The 20,040-nt window shown below is 62.3% G+C and carries 22 protein-coding genes and 1 pseudogene; 11 read left to right on the plus strand and 12 right to left on the minus strand.

Annotation, left to right across the window (positions count from 1 at the left end):
* Positions 1–181 precede the first annotated feature (181 nt).
* The 5 genes and pseudogenes from AC1DJB_RS04015 to AC1DJB_RS04035 all read left to right on the plus strand — a co-directional run.
* Positions 182–754, plus strand: a pseudogene (locus AC1DJB_RS04015) (peptidase dimerization domain-containing protein); the annotation flags it as partial.
* Between the two features lie 168 nt (positions 755–922).
* A complete protein-coding gene (locus AC1DJB_RS04020; RefSeq protein WP_059390004.1) occupies positions 923–1,309 on the plus strand; it encodes a HesB/IscA family protein in 387 nt (128 codons plus the stop codon).
* A 182-nt stretch (positions 1,310–1,491) separates the two neighbouring features.
* Positions 1,492–2,364: an aa3-type cytochrome oxidase subunit II gene (ctaC, locus tag AC1DJB_RS04025; RefSeq protein WP_059390003.1), complete on the plus strand. Its 873-nt coding sequence runs from the start codon at positions 1,492–1,494 to the stop codon at positions 2,362–2,364.
* A gap of 10 nt (positions 2,365–2,374) precedes the next feature.
* A complete protein-coding gene (gene ctaD / locus AC1DJB_RS04030; protein ID WP_059390002.1) occupies positions 2,375–4,093 on the plus strand; it encodes an aa3-type cytochrome oxidase subunit I in 1,719 nt (572 codons plus the stop codon).
* Positions 4,090–4,491, plus strand: coding sequence for a cytochrome c oxidase subunit 4 (locus tag AC1DJB_RS04035; RefSeq protein WP_284989024.1), 402 nt, complete (start codon positions 4,090–4,092; stop codon positions 4,489–4,491). The genes ctaD and AC1DJB_RS04035 overlap by 4 nt, the downstream gene beginning before the upstream one ends.
* A 100-nt stretch (positions 4,492–4,591) precedes the next feature.
* Here the strand turns inward: AC1DJB_RS04035 and AC1DJB_RS04040 are convergent, their stop codons facing one another.
* On the minus strand, positions 4,592–4,885 hold the full coding sequence (locus tag AC1DJB_RS04040) for an HPr family phosphocarrier protein (RefSeq protein WP_306959838.1): 294 nt from the start codon (positions 4,883–4,885) through the stop codon (positions 4,592–4,594).
* A 164-nt stretch (positions 4,886–5,049) separates the two neighbouring features.
* On the opposite strand from AC1DJB_RS04040, the gene AC1DJB_RS04045 reads away from it, so the two are divergent.
* The gene (locus AC1DJB_RS04045) at positions 5,050–5,841 is read left to right on the plus strand and encodes a GntR family transcriptional regulator (protein ID WP_059390001.1); all 792 of its coding nucleotides are present in this window, start codon (positions 5,050–5,052) and stop codon (positions 5,839–5,841) included.
* 90 nt (positions 5,842–5,931) lie between these two features.
* Here the strand turns inward: AC1DJB_RS04045 and qcrB are convergent, their stop codons facing one another.
* The 4 genes from qcrB to ctaE all read right to left on the minus strand — a co-directional run bounded on the left by qcrB (position 5,932) and on the right by ctaE (position 10,267).
* On the minus strand, positions 5,932–7,605 hold the full coding sequence (gene qcrB, locus AC1DJB_RS04050; protein ID WP_059390000.1) for a cytochrome bc1 complex cytochrome b subunit: 1,674 nt from the start codon (positions 7,603–7,605) through the stop codon (positions 5,932–5,934).
* A complete protein-coding gene (qcrA, locus tag AC1DJB_RS04055; RefSeq protein ID WP_284989026.1) occupies positions 7,583–8,653 on the minus strand; it encodes a cytochrome bc1 complex Rieske iron-sulfur subunit in 1,071 nt (356 codons plus the stop codon). The genes qcrB and qcrA overlap by 23 nt, the downstream gene beginning before the upstream one ends.
* A gap of 98 nt (positions 8,654–8,751) precedes the next feature.
* A complete protein-coding gene (gene qcrC / locus AC1DJB_RS04060; RefSeq protein WP_059389999.1) occupies positions 8,752–9,540 on the minus strand; it encodes a cytochrome bc1 complex diheme cytochrome c subunit in 789 nt (262 codons plus the stop codon).
* Between the two features lie 88 nt (positions 9,541–9,628).
* Positions 9,629–10,267 (minus strand): aa3-type cytochrome oxidase subunit III, encoded by a 639-nt coding sequence (gene ctaE / locus AC1DJB_RS04065; protein ID WP_084784675.1) that lies wholly within the window; start codon positions 10,265–10,267, stop codon positions 9,629–9,631.
* Positions 10,268–10,415: 148 nt separating this feature from the next.
* Here ctaE and trpD point away from each other — a divergent pair, with 148 nt between their 5' ends.
* Complete coding sequence (gene trpD / locus AC1DJB_RS04070) at positions 10,416–11,474, plus strand: anthranilate phosphoribosyltransferase (protein ID WP_306959843.1); 1,059 nt, start codon at positions 10,416–10,418, stop codon at positions 11,472–11,474.
* Between the two features lie 23 nt (positions 11,475–11,497).
* Here the strand turns inward: trpD and AC1DJB_RS04075 are convergent, their stop codons facing one another.
* Both AC1DJB_RS04075 and AC1DJB_RS04080 read right to left on the minus strand, forming a co-directional pair.
* On the minus strand, positions 11,498–11,779 hold the full coding sequence (locus AC1DJB_RS04075) for an Lrp/AsnC family transcriptional regulator (protein ID WP_078108932.1): 282 nt from the start codon (positions 11,777–11,779) through the stop codon (positions 11,498–11,500).
* Positions 11,780–11,840: 61 nt separating this feature from the next.
* On the minus strand, positions 11,841–12,239 hold the full coding sequence (locus AC1DJB_RS04080; RefSeq protein ID WP_306959844.1) for a DUF3054 domain-containing protein: 399 nt from the start codon (positions 12,237–12,239) through the stop codon (positions 11,841–11,843).
* A gap of 184 nt (positions 12,240–12,423) precedes the next feature.
* Between AC1DJB_RS04080 and AC1DJB_RS04085 the strand changes: the two genes are divergently transcribed.
* Together AC1DJB_RS04085 and AC1DJB_RS04090 are read left to right on the plus strand one after the other, a co-directional pair.
* On the plus strand, positions 12,424–12,798 hold the full coding sequence (locus AC1DJB_RS04085) for a VOC family protein (protein ID WP_284989029.1): 375 nt from the start codon (positions 12,424–12,426) through the stop codon (positions 12,796–12,798).
* 133 nt (positions 12,799–12,931) lie between these two features.
* A complete protein-coding gene (locus AC1DJB_RS04090; protein WP_284989030.1) occupies positions 12,932–13,351 on the plus strand; it encodes a VOC family protein in 420 nt (139 codons plus the stop codon).
* Positions 13,352–13,415: 64 nt separating this feature from the next.
* Here the strand turns inward: AC1DJB_RS04090 and AC1DJB_RS04095 are convergent, their stop codons facing one another.
* The gene (locus tag AC1DJB_RS04095; protein ID WP_370872076.1) at positions 13,416–14,942 is read right to left on the minus strand and encodes an LCP family protein; all 1,527 of its coding nucleotides are present in this window, start codon (positions 14,940–14,942) and stop codon (positions 13,416–13,418) included.
* 117 nt (positions 14,943–15,059) lie between these two features.
* Here AC1DJB_RS04095 and AC1DJB_RS04100 point away from each other — a divergent pair, with 117 nt between their 5' ends.
* Positions 15,060–15,692, plus strand: coding sequence for a LysE family translocator (locus AC1DJB_RS04100; protein ID WP_307053453.1), 633 nt, complete (start codon positions 15,060–15,062; stop codon positions 15,690–15,692).
* Between the two features lie 97 nt (positions 15,693–15,789).
* On the opposite strand, the gene AC1DJB_RS04105 is transcribed toward AC1DJB_RS04100, so the two are convergent.
* From AC1DJB_RS04105 to AC1DJB_RS04120, 4 genes are all read right to left on the minus strand, one after another.
* Positions 15,790–17,268, minus strand: coding sequence for an MFS transporter (locus tag AC1DJB_RS04105; RefSeq protein ID WP_441438140.1), 1,479 nt, complete (start codon positions 17,266–17,268; stop codon positions 15,790–15,792).
* Entirely contained in the window at positions 17,265–17,831 is a 567-nt protein-coding gene (locus AC1DJB_RS04110) for an isochorismatase family protein (RefSeq protein WP_476909957.1), read from the minus strand. Before AC1DJB_RS04110 ends, AC1DJB_RS04105 begins: the two co-directional genes overlap by 4 nt.
* A 5-nt stretch (positions 17,832–17,836) precedes the next feature.
* Entirely contained in the window at positions 17,837–18,304 is a 468-nt protein-coding gene (locus AC1DJB_RS04115) for a MarR family winged helix-turn-helix transcriptional regulator (protein ID WP_284989035.1), read from the minus strand.
* Between the two features lie 76 nt (positions 18,305–18,380).
* Complete coding sequence (locus tag AC1DJB_RS04120; protein ID WP_441438142.1) at positions 18,381–19,247, minus strand: PhzF family phenazine biosynthesis protein; 867 nt, start codon at positions 19,245–19,247, stop codon at positions 18,381–18,383.
* Between the two features lie 150 nt (positions 19,248–19,397).
* Here AC1DJB_RS04120 and AC1DJB_RS04125 point away from each other — a divergent pair, with 150 nt between their 5' ends.
* Positions 19,398–20,030, plus strand: coding sequence for a dihydrofolate reductase family protein (locus AC1DJB_RS04125; RefSeq protein WP_441438143.1), 633 nt, complete (start codon positions 19,398–19,400; stop codon positions 20,028–20,030).
* The last annotated feature ends 10 nt before the right edge of the window (positions 20,031–20,040 follow it).

The following is a 20,040-nucleotide window of genomic DNA, read 5'->3' on the forward strand; positions in this document are numbered from 1 at the left end:
AAACCTCGGCAGTGGAACGGGCCTTCTGCCGACTCCTTCCGACGTCGGTGGCGTCCGATTCCCTGGAGCGGGCCCGACGGTGGCCACTTAGTGGCCCATTTGGGATCAGGCCTGTCCTCGTAGCTTCAACACGCTGGAGTTGACAGGGAATGCCAAGGATGACGTCGTAGAGGACGTGGACGAGGAACAGTACCGCGCTGACGCCTCAGTGCTCGACGGAGTACGGCTCGCAGGCAACGGGAGCATCGCTTCGAGGCTCTGGACCAAGCCCGCGTTGTCCATCATCGGCATCGACGCACCCGCCGTCGACGTCGCATCCAACACGCTGCTCCCCGCCGCGCGGGCAAAGTTCAGCCTGCGCCTGGCTCCTGGGCAGGATCCCGATGCCGCCATGGACGCAGTCGGCAGGCACCTGGAGGCGAACGCGCCCTTCGGTGCGAAGGTGACATTTGTGCCGGGGGAGCGGGGCAACGCCTTCTCCACCGATACAACGTCAGCTGCAGCCCGGATCGCGATGTGGGCACTCGGTGAAGCATGGGGCGTGCCCGCCGTTGAAATGGGGATCGGTGGATCCATACCGTTCATCGCGGATCTGACGGAAACCTATCCGGATGTCCAGATCCTGGTGACTGGTGTCGAGGACCCCGACTCACGGGCCCACAGCGCGAACGAATCGCTCCACATCGGCGATTTCCGCAACGCTGTGCTCGCTGAGGCGCTGATGCTCGCCCGGTTGAACACGGAAGGCCTCTGAGCCCGCGCCTGCATCGACCGGGAACAACGTAAGGGTCCGGCCGGTTACGTTAGGAGTTATAGCTATGCGTCGGCTCGACGTAGCATGTAGCTATAGCCCGCACGTATTTGGGTAAGGGCAGGCCGCGCGAAGGCGCAGCCGCCAAGAGCTTCATAAGAAGGTAGGCCAATGAGCACTGCAACCAACGAAAACAGCACCGGAGCGCAGCTCGCGGGCGGCGAGCTTCCTGAGCACGAGGTCAAGTTGACCGATGTCGCCGCGGGTAAAGTCCGGAGCCTTCTCGAACAAGAAGGCCGCACGGACTTGCGGCTCCGCGTCGCTGTTCAGCCGGGCGGCTGCTCGGGCCTGATCTACCAGCTCTACTTCGACGAGCGCCTGCTCGACGGCGATGCCGTCCGCGATTACGACGGCGTCGAAGTGGTTGTCGACAAGATGAGCGTGCCTTACTTGAGCGGTGCCAGCATCGACTTCGAGGACACGATCTCGAAGCAGGGCTTCACCATCGACAACCCCAACGCCGGCGGGTCTTGCGCCTGCGGCGATTCGTTCCACTAACCCGGGCATTCGCAGGCTGTTGGCCCAGTTCAGGAACGGGTTGAACCCGGTCCGACGCACTGGGCCAGCATGTCGGCGAAAACCGCTCGGTAGCGGTAAGCTCTACATCGGGTAGTAAAACTTTAGTGTGCCCGGTGGGCTTCCGGCCGGCCGGGCTGCAGCAACAAGAGGAAGGGCCGTCTGTGAGTTCGCAGAACCGAACCGGCAGCCGACGCATAAAGATCACCTCGATCACTGGCTTGGCACTAGCCGGCGCGTTGGTTTTGACCGGATGTTCACCAGAGGTAGAAAAAGGCTGGTTGCCCACGGAACGTGGAACCACCAGCAACACCGATCGGATCATGGACCTCTGGGTCAACTCATGGATCGCCGCCCTCGCCGTCGGCATTATTACTTGGGGCCTGCTGGTCTGGTGCATCATCGCCTACCGCCGCCGCAAGGGCACCACGGGTTTCCCGAAGCAGCTTAGCTACAACCTCCCTCTGGAGGTCTTTTATTTGACCATTCCGCTGTTCATGGTGCTGGTGTTCTTCTACTTCACCGACCAGGACCAGCGTGCAATCGATGACCGCTCCCAGGCGGCCGACGTCACGATTGACGTGCGCGGCAAGCAGTGGGCTTGGGACTTCAACTACGTGAAGGGCCCGGTCATCACCGAAGACCTTCACGAGGCCGGCGTCCAGGCGCACCTCACGGGCAACAACGTGGACAAGGACAAGCTCCCCACCTTGTACCTGCCGGTCAACAAGTCCGTTGACCTTGAATTGAACTCCCGCGACGTCATTCACTCTTTCTGGGTACCCGCCTTCCTTCAGAAGCGCGACATGATCCCGGGCAAGACCAACTACATCAGGTTGACCCCCACCAAGGAGGGCACCTATGACGGCAAGTGCGCCGAACTTTGCGGTGAATACCACTCAGAGATGCTGTTCCGCGTGAAGGTCGTTTCCGAGGCTGAGTTCCAGGCTCACATGGACCAGCTTCGCCAGAGCGGCAACACCGGTCTTCTCGATTCGAAGTACGACCGCAACCCGAACCTGAACGCAAAGAATTAAGGGAAGCGACGTGGCTACTTACACTCAATCCGCCGGAGTCCTTGACGCTCCGGTAGTACCGAAGTCCAAGGGACGCATCGTCGTCAACTGGATCACCTCCACTGACCACAAGACCATCGGGTACATGTACCTGATCGCGTCCTTTGTGTTCTTCTGCCTGGGTGGCGTCATGGCGCTGCTGATCCGTGCCGAGCTCTTCGAGCCCGGCATGCAGATCCTGCAGACCAAGGAACAGTACAACCAGCTCTTCACGATGCACGGCACCGTGATGCTGCTGATGTTTGCGACGCCGCTGTTCGCAGGCTTCGCAAACGTCATCATGCCGCTTCAGATCGGCGCCCCCGATGTCGCCTTCCCGCGACTGAACGCGCTGGCTTTCTGGTTCTTCCTGTTCGGCTCCACCATCGCGGTGTCCGGCTTCATCACCCCGCAAGGTGCCGCCTCGTTCGGCTGGTTCGCCTACGCGCCTTTGTCGGACACGACGTTCACCCCGGGCGTGGGCGGAGACCTTTGGGTCTTCGGCCTGGCATTGTCAGGTTTCGGAACCATCCTGGGTGCCGTGAACTTCATTACCACCATCATCTGCATGCGCGCTCCCGGCATGACGATGTGGCGCATGCCGATCTTCACCTGGAACACCCTTGTGACGGCAATCCTGGTTCTCATGGCCTTCCCGCCGCTCGCCGCCGCGCTCTTCGCGCTCGGTGCCGACCGCCGCTTCGGCGCCCACATCTTCGACCCGGAGAACGGCGGAGCTGTCTTGTGGCAGCACCTGTTCTGGTTCTTCGGCCACCCGGAGGTTTACATCATTGCGCTGCCGTTCTTCGGCATCGTGTCCGAGATCTTCCCGGTGTTCAGTCGCAAACCGATCTTCGGTTACAAGGGCCTGGTCTACGCGACCATCGCCATTGCCGCCCTGTCGGTTACCGTTTGGGCCCACCACATGTACGTCACCGGATCGGTGCTGCTGCCGTTCTTCTCCTTCATGACGATGCTGATCGCGGTACCCACCGGCGTGAAGTTCTTCAACTGGATCGGAACACTGTGGCAAGGCTCGATCACCTTCGAGACCCCCATGCTCTGGAGCATCGGCTTCCTGGTCACCTTCCTCTTCGGTGGCCTGACCGGCATCATCCTGGCCTCCCCGCCGCTTGACTTCCACGTCTCGGACTCCTACTTCGTCGTAGCGCACTTCCACTACGTCGTCTTCGGAACCGTCGTGTTCGCCATGTTCGCAGGCTTCTACTTCTGGTGGCCCAAGTGGACCGGCAAGATGCTCAACGAACGCCTCGGCAAGATCCACTTCTGGCTCCTCTTCCTGGGCTTCCACGGCACGTTCCTGATCCAGCATTGGCTCGGCGTCGAGGGCATGCCCCGCCGCTACGCGGACTACATGCCGCAGGACGGCTTCACCTGGATGAACCAGTTCTCCACCATTTCGTCCTTCGTGCTTGGCGCCTCGCTCCTGCCGTTCTTCTGGAACGTCTACATCACGTGGCGCAGCAACAAGAAGGTAGAAGTTGACGATCCCTGGGGCTTCGGCGCTTCGCTCGAGTGGGCCACATCCTGCCCGCCGCCGCGGCACAACTTCACCTCGTTGCCCCGTATTCGTTCCGAACGTCCTGCTTTGGACCTCCACCACCCGGAACTCGCCCAGCACCACACTGCACAGAGCCCCGAGCCGGCAGCAAAGGTACTCGGCAACGCTGATCAGAAGGACGCCAAGTGAAAATCGAATCATGGATCTTCGGAGCCGGGACCTTCTTCTTCGTCCCCGTCGCGGTGGCCTACGGCTTCCTGACCCACTGGTCCGAGTGGGTCGGAACCCTCGGCATTCTCCTGGTCGGTGGCCTGGCAGGCATGATCGGCGGCTACCTCGGTTTCACAGGCAAGCGAGTGGGCATGCGCCCGGAAGACCGTCCGGACGCTGAGATCCACGAGGGCGCCGGCGAGCAGGGACACTTCAGCCCCTGGAGCTGGTGGCCGTTGGTCCTCGGCCTGGCCTGTGCCGGTGGCTTCCTTGGCCTTGCCGTAGGTTTCTGGATCACGTTTGTCGCCGCTGGCCTGGCCCTCGTGGCCTTGGTCGGTTGGGTCTTCGAATACAGCCGTGGAGACCACGCGCACTAGAAGCACTTGAACAACGACGGCGGGCCCCACCATTTGGTGGGGCCCGCCGTCGTTGTATCTGGATGTCACAATGGAGTGCGTCGTAGGCGCGCTGTCCCGCTCATTGCCCTTCTACGGCCTCCAGGACGGCCGAAAGAGCGGCCAAGGCATCGTTGACCTCATTGAGCGTGCGGCCGGCTTGCAGCGCTTCTCGGGAGACGGACAGAACCACTTCGCACCCATGGCCGAAATCCTCGGTCATGACCTCGAGCAAAGACCGGGCATCCACCGCTTGCTGCCCGGGCTTACGGATCGTCACCGGAAGGCCCGTGGCCGTCACAGCCCGCACGAACACGGCGGCAGCCCGTGCATGGAGGCCGATCTCTGCGGCGACGATGGCTTTGTGCTCGGGCAAACCGGCTCCTTTGACTCGGACGGCCAGATGCCGACTGCGATTTTGATCCCTACAAGCGTAGCGCCGCCACACGGCGCCCGCGTTTACAGTGCCGAGCTGGTCTAGACCTGCCGGTGGATTGGCCTACGCTTATTTCATGACAGATTTCGTGGCCGGGGGCCGCTGTGCCCGCTGAGGCATCCCGCATCGCGGGGGAGATCGACCGCAAGAGCGGCACTCCCATCTACGTTCAGTTGCGCGAGATCCTGCGCAGCTATATCTCGGCGTCGTGCAAACCCGGTGCGGCGTTGCCTTCGGAGCGGGACCTTTCCGAACGGTTCGGACTTGCCCGCATGACGGTGCGGCAGGCCATCGACGCCCTGGTCGGCGAGGAAGTTATTGAACGCGTGGTTGGATTGGGAACCTTCGTCCGCAAACCGAAGCTGGACCTCCAGGTGAAGCTCACGTCCTACAGCGAGGAAATGCAACGCCGCGGCATGGTTCCGGCAGCGAAGGTCCTGAGCTTTGAACAGATCGCAGCCAGCGCCTTCCTGGCGAGGGAACTCCAGCTGGAGGAAGGTACGCCGTTGGTCCGCTTCCGCCGGCTCCTCCTCGCGGACAACGAACCCATGAGCGTGGATGAGAACTTCATCCCGGCCCATCGCGTGCCAGGCCTCCTGGACGATGCGCCCCCCACTTCGCTATACAACGTGCTGAGTGAGAAATACGGGTTGGTGATGGAGTGGGGAGAGGACATGATCGAAGCGACGGCAGCTTCACCATCAACGGCGCGGCTGTTGAACGTAGACGTCGGTACTCCGTTGCTCAAGATTCAGCGCCACGCCTTCGTTGCCCGTGCCATGGTGGACTACTCCGTGTCCTACTACCGTGCCGACCGGTACAAGTTGTGGGTCCCGTTGCAGCGGCCGGGCGTCCGGTCCACCCGAAGCCAATCCACGGGGTACCGTACCCACTAGCTCAAAGCCCGGGAACCGGCCGCTTGAGCCCGCAAACGAAAGAAGGCCCCGTCCACATGGACGGGGCCTTCTTTGTGCTATCTGCGGGAGCTAGTGGCTAAGGCTCTTGTGCTCTTCGGCGGACTCGATGGCCTCATGGTGGCCGTGTCCGTGAGCGGCTTCAAGCTCGGCCGGGGTTGCCGGGGCAACACGGTCTTCGAAGAACCACTTGGACAACGCCGCGCGGCGCTTCTCCTTCGGGGTGACCACGCCGTGCTCGTTCGGTTCGGCCGGCAATGGGGAAGGCGACTCGAAGCCCACAAGCTTGTAGTGCTTGTAGTCGTCCAGCGGTGCGTGTACTTCGATGAACTCACCATGCGGCAGGCGCACGATGCGGCCCGTTTCCCGGCCGTGCAGGGCAATCTCGCGGTCCTTGCGCTGCAGCGCAAGCGCCACACGCTTCGTGACCATGAACGCAATGATCGGGCCGATGAAGAACAGCGTGCGCAGCCAGTACGTGACGTCGTTCAGGGCAACGTGGAAGTGCGTTGCGATGAGGTCCGAGCCGGCAGCGGCCCACATGACGCAGTACCAGGTGAAGCCTGCGACGCCAATGGCAGTGCGGGTAGGAGCGTTACGCGGACGGTCCAGAACGTGGTGCTCGCGGTTGTCCTTGGTGATCCAGCGTTCGATCCACGGGTACATGAACAGCACCGTGAAAATGATGCCGGCAGGAACCAACGCGGGCAGCAGCACATTCAGCGTCAGCACGTGGCCGAAGATGATGTATTCGAAGTGGAAGTCGTTGACCACACCAGGCATGAGTCGCAGGGCACCATCGACGAAGCCGATGTACCAGTCAGGCTGGGTACCTGCAGACACGGGGGAGGGGTCGTACGGCCCGTAGTTCCAGATCGGGTTGATGGTGAACATCGCAGCCATGAGCGCGACGACACCGAACACGATGAAGAAGAAGCCGCCGGCCTTGGCAGCGTAAACCGGTCCGAGAGGGTAACCAACGACGTTGCCGTCGTTGCGGCCCGGGCCGGGGTACTGGGTGTGCTTGTGCACAACCACCATGAACAGGTGGATGACGATCATCAGCAGGATCATGGCTGGCACGAGGAGGATGTGCAGCACGTACAGGCGGCCGATGATGGCCGTACCCGGGAACTCGCCTCCGAAGAGGAAGAACGAGATGTACGTTCCGATTACCGGGATGGACTTGATGACACCGTCGATGATTCGCAGGCCGTTACCGGAGAGCAGGTCATCGGGAAGAGAGTATCCGGTGAAGCCTTCAGCCATGGCCAGGATGAGCAGGACGCCGCCCACTACCCAGTTCATTTCACGCGGCTTGCGGAAAGCGCCCGTGAAGAAAACGCGCAGCATGTGTACACCAAGCGATGCCACGAACAGCAAAGCCGCCCAGTGGTGGACCTGGCGGAAGAACAAGCCACCGCGAATGTCGAAGGAAATGTTCAGCGACGAGTTGTACGCGACGGACATTTCGACATTCGTCAGAGGGGTGTACGAACCCGAGTAATGGGTCTCTGCCATGGACGGGTCGAAGAAGAAGGTCAGGAAGGTACCCGACATCAGGAGAATGACGAAGGAATACAGCGCCACCTCACCGAACATGAAGGACCAGTGGTCGGGGAAGACCTTCCGGCCGAATTCACGCAGGATTCCGGATCCGCCGACGCGCTCGTCAACGAAGTCCGTGATCCGGCCAACCTTGGTTTTGGGTACGAAGGGGACTTCAGCTGTTGATGAGGCGCTCATGCTCGTCACGCTCCCAGTAACTCGGTCCTACAGGTTCTTTGAAATCGCTCGTGGCTACGAGGTAGCCTTCAGCGTCAACCGCGATGGGCAGCTGGGGGAGCGGACGGCTGGCGGGGCCGAAGATAACCTTGCATTCCTTGGTGAGGTCGAAGGTTGACTGGTGGCACGGGCACAGCAGGTGGTGCGTTTGCTGCTCATAAAGGGCAACGGGGCAACCAACGTGGGTGCAGATCTTGGAGTAGGCAACGATTCCGTTGTAGCTCCAGGTTTCGCGTCCCTTGGAGATCGTCAAGTCGTCCGGGTTGAGGCGCATGAGCAAAACGACGGCCTTGGCCTTCGCGTTGAGCTTGCCCTCCTGGAGTTCGTTGAGGCCCTCCGGGATCACGTGGAATGCGGAACCGATGGTCACGTCCGATGCCTTGATCGGAGTTCCGTCGGGGTCGCGGGTGAGGCGCTTGAGCTTGCCGTCCTGGGGAGCCCACATGGTGTGCGCGAGCGTGTTGTCCGGGCGGGGACCCAGGTCACCGAACACTGCCAAGGCAGGGAGGGGCGCCAGTGCCACGGCACCCAGAAGGGTGTTGCGGATCAGCGGGCGACGCTTGATGCCGGTTTCCTCGACGATGTCCTCGACGATTCGCACGGCTGCCTGCCGGTCATCCTCGGTGCGGATGGCGTGGCGCTCTTCCGAAACCTCGTGGTCCGGCATGAGGGCCTTGGCCCAGTGCACGATGCCGGTGCCGATGCCCAGCATCGCAAATGCGGTGCCAAGGCCGAGCAACAGGTTTTGGGTGCGGATTGTTGCGATCGTGGAGTCTTGCCCAAGATCAATGGCAAAGTACGACACCAGGAAGATCACCGTGCCGATGACGGAGATGCCAAACAGTATGGCCACCTGTCGCTCGGCTCGCTTAGCGGCTCTCGGGTCCGTGTCAGCCAGGCGCAAACGGTGCGGAGGAAGCCCAGGATCCTGGAACTTCTCCACAACATTCTGACCAGCCGTAGCTACGGTGCCCGAGTGGTTCGGACTGCCGTCACTATGGTTGCCCATAATTCGCCTCATCCTTCTCTCGTTGTCCCGGCCGTAACCGGGTTAATGTTCAATTCAAAACTGCTGTGGGGACAGCAGAAGTTCTTTAGTGCGCTGGCCTAGGACGTACGCGACGTCAGCCAGATGGTGAAGGCGATGATGACGCCGAGGCCTGCAACCCAGACGAAGAGACCTTCGGATACCGGACCCAATCCTCCGAGATCGTTTCCACCAGGCGAGCCGTTGGTTTCGATCTTCTTCAGGAAGGTGATGATGTCGCGCTTGCCTTCAGGAGAGATGTTGGCGTCGTTGAAGACGGGCATGTTCTGCGGACCAGTGGCCATGGCTTCATAGATGTGCTGGCCGGAGACGCCAGCCAGTGCCGGAGCGAACTTTCCACGGGTCAAAGCACCGCCGGCGGCTGCGGCGTTGTGGCACATCGCGCAGTTCACGCGGAAGAGTTCGCCACCCTTGGCGGCATCTCCCTTTTCGTCGAGCAGCGATGCGTCGGGAATTGACGGGCCAGCGCCGAGCGAAGCGACGTAGGCCGCAAGCTGCTGGGTCTGCTGGTCGTTGAACTGCCGCGGCTTTTCCTGGGCCTGGGGTCCGTTCATCTGCATGGGCATACGGCCGGTGCCAACCTGGAAGTCAACCGCAGCAGCACCCACGCCGACCAGCGAGGGGCCGTCCTTGGTTCCGCTGGCGCCCATGCCGTGGCAGGTGGCGCAGTTGGCGGCGAAAAGCTTGCCGCCCTCCTGGGCGTCGCTTGCGCTGAAGGTAGTGGTATCTGCCTTCGCCTGGTTGACCGTTGTGGCAACGGCGTAGAGCCCACCAGTGACGAGGAGTCCCATCAGCAGCAGCGCAATGGCTGCCAGTGGATGACGTCGCTTCTGCGAGAGTGCCTTCACGTGGTGGTTCCTTTATTCGATCCTGCGTCGGCTCCAAGAGCCGCTTCTTTAAAATTCATCCTCTTGTGGAACAAGAGTGGGTGCCGGGCTACTTCAGTACGTAGATGACCAGGAAGAGGCCGATCCACACAACATCCACGAAGTGCCAATAGTACGAGGTGACGATTGCCGAGGTCGCTTCGAAGTGCCCGAACTTCTTGGCGGCGTAGGCACGGCCAATAATGAACAGGAAGGCGATGAGGCCGCCGATGACGTGGAGGCCGTGGAAGCCGGTTGTGATGTAGAACGAGGAACCGTAGGCATTGGCCGAGAGCGTCACATGCTCGGACACAAGCATCGCGTATTCGGTGGTCTGCCCGGCAACGAAGAAGGAGCCCATGATGAACGTCAGGATGAACCATTCGTTCATGCCCCAGCGGGTGAACTGCAGCACACCACCTCGACGGCGCGGCTCAAGTCGCTCGGCGGCGAAGACACCCATCTGGCAAGTGAAGGAACTCGACACAAGGACGATGGTGTTTACAAGCGCAAACGGGAAGTTGAGCTTGCCGGTTTCTTCCGCCCACAAGGCGCCCGACGTGGAGCGCAGCGTGAAGTACATGGCGAAGAGACCGGCGAAGAACATCAACTCACTGGAAAGCCACACAACGGTTCCAACGGAAACCAAATTGGGGCGATTCAGCGTCGGGTGCGCCGGGGTACTGGGGGCATGGGTCGCAGATGTCACAAGGACATTATGTCTGTAAAAGTCCGGACTTCCCAATGCGAACCGCCATTTGGGGAGACTTTTTCTACAAACACGCGAATTCGCGCGGAAAAGTTCCCGGCGTCCTTAGCATTGGTCACGGAGCAGGGTGGATCGCTAGCATCAAGTGGTGACTTCACAGGCATCTGCAGAGCAGGCAAGCAACTCGTGGCCCGGACTCATCTCCGCATTGATCAACGGGCATGACCTCTCGGTCGGGAACACGGCATGGGCCATGAACACGATCATGTCCGGAGAAGCCGCCCCTTCCCAGATTGCCGGTTTCCTGGTTGCCCTGCGCGCCAAGGGGGAAACGGTGGAAGAGGTCACCGGACTGGTGGAGGCAATGCTCTCCAACGCCAAGCCGGTGAGCATTCCGGGTGAAAAGCTCGACATCGTAGGCACCGGCGGCGATCGACTCAACACGGTCAACATCTCGACCATGGCTGCCCTCGTGGCGGCCGGCGCGGGAGCGCGTGTCGTAAAGCACGGGAACCGGGCGGCATCGTCGTCGTCGGGCTCTGCCGATGTCCTGGAAGCCTTGGGCGTGAGGCTCGACTTGCCGATCGAACGCGTAGCCCGCAACGCCGAAGAGGCGGGAATCACCTTCTGTTTCGCCCAGGTGTTCCACCCGTCGTTCCGCCATACCGGTGTGGTGCGGGCGGAGCTTGGCATTCCCACGGCCTTCAACTTCCTGGGACCCATGACCAACCCGGCCCATGTCCAGGCTTCAGCCGTGGGTGTTGCCAACGCCACCATGGCTCCCTTGATCGCAGGGGTCCTTGCACGGCGGGGGAGCCGCGGATTGGTATTCCGCGGGGAAGACGGACTAGATGAACTCACCACCACGGGTCCATCCACGGTATGGGAAATCAGGAACGGGCAAGTGAGCGAGCAGCGGTTCTCGCCCGCGGATCTGGGGATCGCTGCGGCGACCGTCGCCGATCTTCGAGGCGGCGACGCCAAGGCGAATGCCGCCGTCGTACGCGAAGTGCTTGACGGGAAGCCGGGCCCGGTCCGGGACGCGGTGTTGCTCAACGCCGCCGCAGGCCTGGTGGCCTTCGACACTGCAGCCGACGGACCGTTCCTGGACCGCATGAAGTCGGCCTGGCTGCGGGCTGCGGAATCCATCGATTCCGGAGCAGCCATCCGGGTCCTCGACACGTGGGTGGGACTCACCCAAAGGTAGGCAAGGCGCCCGGCTTCAGGCGGTTACTGCTCGAAGCCCAGTGAAAACGCCGCGTCCAGATCATGCTGCGAGTAGGCCCTGAAGGCGATATGGGTGGTGGTGTGCACCACCGCGGGAACCTTGGAGAGCTTGTCGGCGATGACGTCCGCCAACTCCTCATGCTTCGCCACGCGCGCCACGGCAATAAGGTCCCATTCCCCTGTGACGGAGTAGACCTCGCTGATTCCTTGGATGGCGGAGATCTCCTCGGCCGTCTCCGGGATGCGTGAAGCGTCGGTCTTGATCAGGACAAAAGCGGTGATCACTGGGGGCGGCCTTTCCGAAGTGCAGCAGTGGACGTAGCAAGCCTAGTCCATCGGCCGGTGCTTAGGACCGGCGGCTCCGTCGACGGGCACGCACCACGAGGGCGATCACGGCGCGGTAGCCGAGGAGCAGAATCGCCAAGCTGATCAAGGCGACAATGATGAACGCGAGCACCACGGTCTGTCCGGTAGCCGCACGCAAAAGCATGCCCCCGGCCACGGTTCCAATCCATACGCCGACGCCGGCCGGCCAGATCTGCAGGGGTGCCCGCCAGGCCCGCACGGCAAGCCATCCGATCGCGGCACCGGCAAGAAACGGCCATGCCGTGGAAAAGACCCCGGTCACCACATCGGCGCGCTGGTGTGCGTCGCGGCCGATGGCCGCGAAAACAAGAATGAGAATGGCGTCGGCCAGGCCGGCGATGAGGGCGGTGCGGGGCAGGGCGGATTTTGCAGCAGGCATGGAAACGACACTATCCCGCACTGATGCCCGAACTCGAACCGAAAGTCCTGCGCATGCCACTAGGCTCTTAAACCGGCACCTCTTGAACCCGCACCCTTGAACCAGCACCTCTTGAACCAGGATCGAGTACCGCGGAAGATGTGGCTACGACACGTGAAGCGACGCCAACCACCGGAGGTGCAACATGAAGTTGATCCAGGTTGCTCAGCGGGCGGTGGACCTCGACCGGGCATCGGCGTTCTACTCCCGGTTGCTGGGCAGTGCGCCGAGCGGAAGATTCGATCCGCCCGGCCTGCTCTTCTTCGATCTCGACGGCGTCAGGCTTCTCCTGGATCGCGGCGCTCCGTCGTCGCTGATCTACCTCGACGTCCCGGATCTCCGGCTCTCTGTTGAAGACCTACGCGCCTCGGGAACGAAGATCGTCCAGGAGCCACAATTGGTCTACAGCCATGTCGATGGAAGCCTCGGGCCAGTTGGAAGCGATGAGTGGATGGCCTTCATCAAGGACAGCGAGGGCAACACAGTCGGGCTGGTCGGCCGGCAGGCAAGCGGCAGCTAGGAGGCGGGGCCCCGGGAGCTGACAGCCGCCGTCGGGCAGGAAAAAGTTTGCCTGTAGATGGTCCCGGCGGGCGCTGTTAGCATGACGAAAAGGTAGCTGATCGTGCTGCCCCCAAACACCGAGGAGCCATGTAATGACCACGAACCTCAACCCCTACATCAGCTTTCGGGACAACGCCAAGGAGGCCATGGCCTTCTACCAGTCGGTCTTTGGAGGCGAGTTGACCCAAAGCACCTTCGCGGAGTTCCACGCGAGCGAAGACCCCGCCGAGAGCGACAAGATCATGCACTCGGCGCTCAAAACAGACAAGGGATTGCTGCTCATGGCCGCAGACACCCCCAATAGCATGGACTACAGCCCGGGAAACAACATCTCGGTGTCGCTCAGCGGCGACGACGAAGCAGAACTTCGCGGCTATTGGGACGGGCTGGTCGACGGCGGGACGGTCACCGTGCCGATGGAGAAGGCGCCGTGGGGAGACATCTTCGGGATGCTGACCGATAAGTTCGGCATTGCCTGGCTGGTCAACGTGTCGGGGGAGCAGCCTCAGTAAGCCAAGAACAGAAGCGCCCTCCGCCGCGCAATGCGGGACGGAGGGCGCTTTCTGTCTTATCGGGCTATCCGACCGGGTTGGTCGTTTGGCATGTCTGGTCTTGGGCGGTCTGGGCAACCACGTCATTGGGCTTAGGGGCCGGAAGCGTCGGCTTGTTGCCTGCGGCGAAATCTTGCCCGGCGTAGAGCTGGACTCCCTGGACGCTGGCGACCTGCTGCACGCTCGTCGCCGGCAACCCGAACATTGCGGCGACGTCCGCGGCAACGTCGGCAAAGCCTGCACCGTAGTAGACCATGGTCTGCGGCCGGGAGTCGGCTTGGATCCTGGCCAGCTTCGTAAAGCCTCCGGCGGAGAGAAGCGCTCCGATCTCCTGGCTTCTGCCGGTCACGCCCGTTCCATTGGCAACGGTGATCGGTTGAAGCGCCTTGTCGTATCCGGCCTTCGACGTTTCCGTGGAGGGAGCAGGGGACGCCGCGGCGCTTGGTGCGGGCTGGCTGAGGTCGGGGCTCTTGGTCAGGGCAGCAAAGAAGTTGCCCGCAGCCGGTTGGTCGAGGTCGAGCCGGTTGGGATCGGACGCGGCAGGGACATTGGGCACGGTGATGAAGTTGACCTTGGCCGGGTCAATGTTTTTCAGCCTGCCCGCGATGGTCAACAAGGCCGGAACCGAGGCGAGACCGTTGTCGACGGTGAGGTTCTTGGTGACCGTATCGGCGATACCCAGCATCTTTTGGGGGTTGCCGAGCGTGCCGTCAGCTTTGAGCTTCCGCACGAGGGAACCAAGGAACGATTGCTGGGCCTTGATCCGTCCGAGGTCTCCGCCGTCGGAAAATGCATGGCGGGTGCGCAGGAAGGCAAGTGCCTGGTCACCTTCCACCTGTGAGGTGCCCTTGGGCAAATGCAATCCGGAGTCGGGGTCGTTGACGGCGGTGCTCACACAGACGTCGACGCCGCCGACGGCTTTGGATAGTTCGGTCACGGCGTTGAAGTCGGCCATCATGAAGTGGTCAACTTCCAAACCCGTGAGCTTGTTGACGGTGTCAACAGCGCAGCCGATGCCTGCCTCGGCCATCGCGCTGTTGATCATCGCATTTTGCCGTTCAGGGTATTGCTTGCCGGTTTTGTTGTCAGTACAGGCCGGCACGTCGACCAACAAGTCGCGCGGGAAGCTGATCACGTTGACATGGTTGTTGTCCGCGGAAATATCCAGCAACATCATGACGTCCGATTGGCCGTAGCCGGAGGATTGGTCCGTGGTGCCGAACTGCCCGTTCTTACCGCTCCTGGTATCGGTACCCAGAACGAGGATTTGGAGACGGTCCTTGCTGTCGTCCACCGGTCCTTCCGTCCTGACGCCACCGGCACCGAGTGCGGACGATGAGATGTTGGACTGAAGGCGCCATACCCAATACCCTCCAAACGCGATGACTGCGATCAGCAAGACGGCCACTGCGGCGCTGGTGATTTTGAACCAGCGGGGCGAACGGCGAAAGCTGAACCGCCGGCTGCGGGCAGCCAGTTTTCCCTGGCCCGGGTAGGCAACAGGGGGTGACTGACCCGGCTCCGGGCTGGGTGCATCGTGGCGAGTGACCAAAAGGGAACTACCTCTCCAGGGGAAATACGGACGGCCCTATTGTAGCCGGGGGCTCTGGGAAGCTTCCGTGAGGCCCGCGGCAGCAGGGCAGATGCCGCGCAATGATTCAATGGGAACATGACTCTGAGTTCACTTGCGGCGTTCGTCGGATTGTGCGTGATTTTGGCCCTCACACCGGGCCCCGACTCGTTCCTCGTCCTGAGGTACAGCCTGTCGAACGTCAAGGCCGGCCTCTCGGCGGGCCTCGGGTCCTCGCTCGGCAGCATCTTCTGGGCAGGGCTTGTCGGCATAGGATTGGCGGCCCTTCTGGAGCAGTCGGCCGAGGCATACAGGGTAGTGAAAATCATCGGTGGCCTGTATCTGGTTTACCTAGGGATCAGCGCCTTTATCCACAGCCGGCGAGGACAGCCAGCCCACCAGGAACAGGACTCTGTCGAGGCGGGCCCCAAACTGCGTTCGACTTTCCTGGCGGGACTTGTTTCGTGCATGCTGAACCCCAAAGTGGGCCTGTTTTTCCTCGCTGTGGTGCCCCAGTTCCTTCCTCCGGGGGAAGCGTCTTTTGGACTGACGATGTTGCTAGGAGTCATCGATTTCGTCATTTCGATGCTCTACCTCGGCGTCCTGTCCCTGGTGGCGACCAAAGCGGTTCTCTGGCTGAAGAGGCCATCTGTGACGAAAGCACTCGAACGGACGTCTGCCGCGATCCTCACGGCACTCGGCCTGGGGACTGCGGTTTCGGCAAACAGCTGAGCGGAGATGGTGAACGCCTTTGCGTCATCCCTATCTGATCATCGCGGCGTTTCTCGAGGGGCGCACCCGTTGCCGTCCAGTGCTTCCGCCGTCGGGCTCAATGCTCCGCGGCGACGGCCGGAACGCTGCGGTCACACGCCGTCAGGAGAACCATCGAGGCGCCGATTGCGACCAGGATCCACGCCAAAGTGTGGAAACCGGCGTCAGTGGCGGACGGCCCGAAGGCGATGCCGATGAGGCTGGAGGAGCCGATCGCGCCCAAGTACATTGACGTCCGCAGCAATCCGGAGGCCACAGCGATCTCCGCGGCAGTTGTTTGCAGGTACAGCGCCGCCTGATTCGCGAAACTGCTGAAACCGTTGGTCAGGCCCAGCAGCAAGGTCATTCCAATGAGCAGCCCGACGCCGGAGCTGTGGTTCACGAGCAGCATCACGCCTGCGGACAGTGTCAATGCGACGCCTGCAAGGATCAACGGCCAGCGGACCCACGCCCGGCTGGAGACGACCCGTGCCACGACAATGCTCAGCAGGCTTAACGGAATCAGAATCAGCCCCACCGCCGCGGGGTTGAGCCCCATACTTTGTTCCATCCACTGGCTGGTCCCGTACATCGAGGCATACGTGGCCAGGGCGGCCAGGATCGTACGCAGGTAGGTACGCTGAAGCGGTCCGTTCCTGCCCAGCATCCGGACGTCGATCAGTGGACTGCCCGCATGCCGTTCCCGCAACAGCAGCACCCCCGCGAGCACCACGGCCAGCACCGCAAGCCACCAGGCCGGCGTCGTGAGCGCCGAGAGGAACACCAGCAGCGAGACAATCGCACCGGCGAAGAGGGCGATCCCCGGCAGGTCCAGCATGGTGAGCAGGCTAACCAGGCCCTGTTTGCGCACCGGCGGGTCTTTCGCTACTCCAAGCAAAGTGAAGGTGAAGGCCAGCAGGGCCAACGGAATGTTGAGTGCGAAAAGGGCCCGCCAGCCGAACGCGCCGGCCAGCACTCCGCCGAGTGGCAAGCCGACGACGGCGGTCACCTGGGCCGCGATCGAAAAGTTGCCCAAGACGCGGCCCGGTACGCCAATGCCGGACTCGTCGGCCCGCCGGCGGACAAGCGCCATCGCCGTCGGGTAGCACGCTGAGGTTCCGATGCCGATGAGTGCCCGCGAAATGAGCAGCACGCCCAGGTTGGGCGCCAGCACTCCGACGACTCCGGCCAGCAGAAGGATAGCGACGCCGGAAAGGAACACCCGCCTGGGCCCGAAGAGAACGGAGAGTTTCCCCATGGTCGGTTGGGCCACTGCGCTGCATAGATACAGGACGGAAATGAGCCCGGCGGTGGCGCCCGGACTCGACCGGAAGTCAGCCCCGATGCCCACCAGCGCGGTGGCCATCATCGAACTGTTGATCGGGTTCAGGGTGGAGCCAAGCAGCAGCGGTGCCGTGAACCTCCAGCCGAGCGGGTTTGACGGCGGGTTCCCGTGGCCTGCAGCCGGAGCGCCGGCCGCGTTCCGTGGGGGAGTCAGCCCTAGGCTGCCCGTGGCAGCTGACGGGCTCGATGCTTGGGCGGCGTCCCGCGCGGTCACGACCGGGTGGCTTTGAGCACGTCCAGGATTTCCTGCGTCGTGCCGGTCTCGCCCAGCCGGGGAAAAATCGTGCTGACGGAGTTTTCGTGGGCGTTCATGGTCAAATCAGTCATCGCGTCGAGTGCGAGGGTGACGTTAAAGCCGGATTCGTGGGCGCTCCGCGCAGTGGATTCCACGCCAATGCTCGTGGCGACACCCGTCAGGACAACTTGCGTTACTCCGAGGTCTTCCAAGAGCGTGCCAAGACCGGTGTTGGTGAAGGCGCCCCAGGTCTTCTTCGTGACAAGGTGATCGCTCGGTTGCTGGTTCAGTTCGGACAGGAGTTCGGCGAAATCGGCGGGGAACTCCCTTCCTGCAGTGCTGCCTTGATCTGTCCGGACCGGCGCGCCGCCGGTGACGTTCACCAGTACCACGGGCAGTCCGTGGCTGCGGAAGGCGTCAGCCAGTGCAGCGGAGTTCCGCACGATTGGCTCAAGGGGATGAGCCTTCGGGGACGCAACGATTCCCCGCTGAAGGTCAACGATGATGAGGGCGGTCTGTGGGTCCAACGTGGTGATGGGCATGGGTATCACGGCTCCAGAAGGCGTTTGAGTAGGTGGATAGCGCCGGGCAAGCGTTCCTGCTCGTCCGGCGTGAGTTTGGACTGGATGGTGCGGTAGAGCCAATCAGCTTTGGCCGCCCGGCTGGCGCTGATGCTCCTCCGGGCTTCGGTTGTGAGGGACAAGATCCGCTGGCGGCCGTCTGCCGGATCAGGGCCGCTCTCAACGAGTCCTGCGCTGGAAAGGGCGGAAATGATGGCGCCCATGGACTGGGGACGCATTCCCTCTGCGCGGGCCAGCGCGGACAGGGTGGCCTGACCGTCACGATCCAAATGGATCAACACGGCCTTTTGCGCATTCGTCAGGTTGTCCACTTGGGTCGGGTTGTCCACTTGGGACTGCTCACGCAGCCGCCTGGTCAACTGGCCAATGAGGACACGAAGCTCCGCGGCAGCTTCGAGCATGCCCGTCGCGTCTGTATCCGGGTGGGGGTTCATAACAACGACGCTAGCAGATAGTAAGGCAAACTGAAAAGGTTGCCTTACTATCCTGGTTTTGTGGGGCCTGGACTGGTTATGTGGGCTCGGCGATCTCCACAGCTTCGCCACTCACGACAATTCCGCCTTGCGGGGGAATATCGACCATGAGGACACTCGGGCGGCCGACGTGGCTGCCTTGGTGCACAATCACTCGGGTTGGGGTCTGCACGAGCGAAAGCAACCGGAGGTATGCGCCGAAAGCCGCGGCGGCTGAACCTGTCGCCGGATCTTCAGTGATGGTTCCCACGGGGAAAAGGTTGCGCGAGTCGAACTCGCCGCCAGCAATCTCGCAGAGCGTCGTGACGGTGCCGGCCCAGCCCTGGGCATCCATCAGCGCGCGCATGGCATCCGGGTTGAACACGTAGGAGTCGAAGGTGCTCCGTTCGGCGAAGACCAGGATGGGGTGCCAGTTTCCGGCGAAAGCGACCTTCGGAGGGTAGCCCGGGTGCAGTTCGCTTTGGCCCACGCCGAGCAATCCGAGCAGGGAATCCAGGACGCCGTCGGAGAACTGCGCAATTTGGGGTTCCACGCTCGTGAAGCTTGCCGTGACCTCAGTGCCGTGGCCCGCCGTCTCAATCACCACGGGCCCTACCTCGGTGTCGAATACAAAGGTTCCCGCACCGTCGCGTCCTGAGAGCGCGACAGCCAAAGCGATGGTGGCATGGCCGCAAAACGGCACCTCGGCGATAGGGGAGAAGTACCGCACACGGTTTCGGCGGGCATCCCCATCAACGGTCTTCTCGGTGACAAAGACTGTTTCCGCGTAACCGATCTCGGCCGCAATGGCCTGCATCCGTGAGTCGTCCAGGCCGCTTGCATCCAGGACCACTCCTGCCGGATTTCCTCCTTCGGGGGTATCGGTAAAGGCGGCATAGCGCAGCACATCCGGGGTCTGTTCCATCCGGATATCGTCGCACGGAAGCCGCCGCCATGACCGAATTCAGCGTTCGACGGCGCTACCGGGCAAAGGGCGTAAAGGCTTGGGAGAATGAGGGCACGTAGCGTGGATCCAGAAGGGGTCCGCGGCCGTTGTTCGACGGGGTGAAACGACATGAGGTTGACGACAACGACCAACGTCTCAGTGGACGGCGTGATGCAGGGATTGGGCGGAGCCGACGAAGATCGCAGAGGCGGCTTTGAGCGCGGGGGATGGGCCATACCTCTTCTCGACGCCGAAACAGGTGACTATCTCAGCGAGGTCTACGGCGGTGCGACCGCGTTTCTCTTCGGGCGGCGGACGTACGAGATCTTCGCCCCTTATTGGGGAGCGATGATCGAGCCCAGCGCGAACCCGATCGCGGCCGCGTTGAACAGTCGGCCCAAGTACGTGGCATCAACGAGCCTCACCGACCCGCAATGGTCGGGCACCACGGTGCTGGCGGGCGACCTCGCCGCGGCGATCGCTGAACTGAAGGCAGATCACGACGGCGACCGGCTGGTCCCGGGCAGCGGCGTCCTGGTCCGATGGCTGCTCGCCAACGACCTCGTCGACCAACTCGATTTGCTCACCTATCCCGTGATCGTCGGCCAGGGCACACGGTTGTTCCCCGAATCCGGTCCGGACCGGGCGCTGGAGCTGCTCAGCTCACGTACGACGCCCCGGGGCATCACCATCCAGAGTTATCGACCCGCCGGGTGTCCGGAGTACGCAACATCCACGCTGGATCCGGAGGATGTGTTCTGAGGCAGCCGGT

This window comes from Arthrobacter sp. 01T428 (assembly GCF_056398685.1).

Excerpts from the sequence above, each read along its gene's own strand:
- AC1DJB_RS04120 (WP_441438142.1), bottom strand. The coding sequence starts at position 19,247 with ATGGAACAGACCCCGGATGTGCTGCGCTATGCCGCCTTTACCGATACC.
- AC1DJB_RS04110 (WP_476909957.1), bottom strand. The coding sequence starts at position 17,831 with ATGCCCATCACCACGTTGGACCCACAGACCGCCCTCATCATCGTTGAC.
- AC1DJB_RS04085 (WP_284989029.1), top strand. The coding sequence starts at position 12,424 with ATGAAGTTGATCCAGGTTGCTCAGCGGGCGGTGGACCTCGACCGGGCA.
- qcrA (WP_284989026.1), bottom strand. The coding sequence starts at position 8,653 with ATGGGCAACCATAGTGACGGCAGTCCGAACCACTCGGGCACCGTAGCT.
- AC1DJB_RS04090 (WP_284989030.1), top strand. The coding sequence starts at position 12,932 with ATGACCACGAACCTCAACCCCTACATCAGCTTTCGGGACAACGCCAAG.
- AC1DJB_RS04125 (WP_441438143.1), top strand. The coding sequence starts at position 19,398 with ATGAGGTTGACGACAACGACCAACGTCTCAGTGGACGGCGTGATGCAG.
- qcrB (WP_059390000.1), bottom strand. The coding sequence starts at position 7,605 with ATGAGCGCCTCATCAACAGCTGAAGTCCCCTTCGTACCCAAAACCAAG.
- AC1DJB_RS04115 (WP_284989035.1), bottom strand. The coding sequence starts at position 18,304 with ATGAACCCCCACCCGGATACAGACGCGACGGGCATGCTCGAAGCTGCC.
- AC1DJB_RS04080 (WP_306959844.1), bottom strand. The coding sequence starts at position 12,239 with ATGCCTGCTGCAAAATCCGCCCTGCCCCGCACCGCCCTCATCGCCGGC.
- AC1DJB_RS04100 (WP_307053453.1), top strand. The coding sequence starts at position 15,060 with ATGACTCTGAGTTCACTTGCGGCGTTCGTCGGATTGTGCGTGATTTTG.
- AC1DJB_RS04020 (WP_059390004.1), top strand. The coding sequence starts at position 923 with ATGAGCACTGCAACCAACGAAAACAGCACCGGAGCGCAGCTCGCGGGC.